This is a genomic window from Niveibacterium sp. 24ML, from assembly GCF_026586805.1.
In the GTDB taxonomy this organism is placed as follows: Bacteria; Pseudomonadota; Gammaproteobacteria; order Burkholderiales; family Rhodocyclaceae; genus Niveibacterium.
Window position 1 is genome coordinate 1 of record NZ_JAPFHA010000068.1, and the last position, 1,210, is coordinate 1,210.

Annotated in this window: 1 protein-coding gene; it reads left to right on the forward strand. The window is 66.3% G+C overall.

The genetic code is table 11. From position 1 onward, the window contains the following. The coding region (locus tag OPU71_RS21200; protein WP_267730099.1) for an IS4 family transposase at positions 1-1,197 on the forward strand (1,197 nt) is incomplete at its 5' end. Positions 1,198-1,210: the final 13 nt, after the last annotated feature.

A 1,210-nucleotide genomic window follows, 5' to 3' on the forward strand; every position in this document is an offset into this window, starting at 1 on the left:
GCTAGCGGCAAGGGCTCGATCCGGCGGCGCAAGCTGCCCGCCGAGCACGCTGTGTGGCTGGTGATCGGACTGGCGCTGTTTCGCAATCAGCCGCTGTGGCAGGTGGTTCAGCAACTGGAGCTGAGCCTGGACGGGCAGTCGCTGCCCGCACCCAGTGCCAGTGTGCAGGCCCGCCAGCGCCTCGGAGAAGAACCGCTGGCCGAACTGTTTTGCCTGCTGACCCGGGCTTGGAGCCGCGCTGCATCGAGCCCAGGGTCGCTGCGAGTGTTGGCCGTGGACGGCGTAGTGTGGTCGGCCCCGGACACACCCGAGAACCGTGCACAACTGGGCAGTTGCAGCACCCAGCACGGCCCCTTGCCCTGGCCGCAAATCCGCGCCACCTGCCTGATGGACACCCACAGCCACGAACTGCTCGATGCCAAGCTCGGCGGCATGGGCAGCGGCGAGCTGAGTCTGGCGGCACAGTTGCAGGGCGAGGATCACTCGGTGACCCTGTTCGACCGGGCCTATTTCTCGGCCGCCTTTTTGCTGGACTGGCAGGCTGCGGGCGAGCAGCGCCACTGGCTGATGCGGGCCAAGGACAACTTGCGCCACGAGATCGTCGAGCAGTTGGGTCCGGGCGATGCCCTGATCCGCATGCCCGTCTCGCCGCAAGCGCGCAAGTCACGCCCGGAGCTGCCCAGCCACTGGCAGGCCCGACTGATCGAGCTCAGCGTGGGCGGACGGATCCGGCGCTTCATCACCTCGCTGCAGGACGCTCGAAGCAACCCGGCGCGGCAACTCGCCGAGCTGTACAGCCAGCGCTGGGAGATCGAGCTGGGGTTCAGGGAGATCAAGCAGTCCTTGCAGGCGGGCCAGGCGGTGCTGCGCAGCAAGCAGCCCGAGCTGGTGCGACAGGAGCTTTGGGGCGTGCTGATCGCCTACACACTGCTGCGGCGCTGGATGGGCGAGATGGCCGCGCACGTCAATGTCGAACCCCAGCGCATCAGCTTTCACACGGCCAGCTATGCCATCGTGAGCCTGCTCTCGCTGCCCAGCCTGGACAGCGCCGGCACCTTGCCCAAGCAGCTGGCCGCTTTACTGGAGCAGTCACGCCACTTCGTGCTGCCGCCTCGCCGCGTCGGTAGAAGCTTCCCCAGAGTCGTCAAGAACCGAGCACACAAATTTCCGACGAAAAAAATGCCAGACAGCGGTTAACTGACTGGCATTG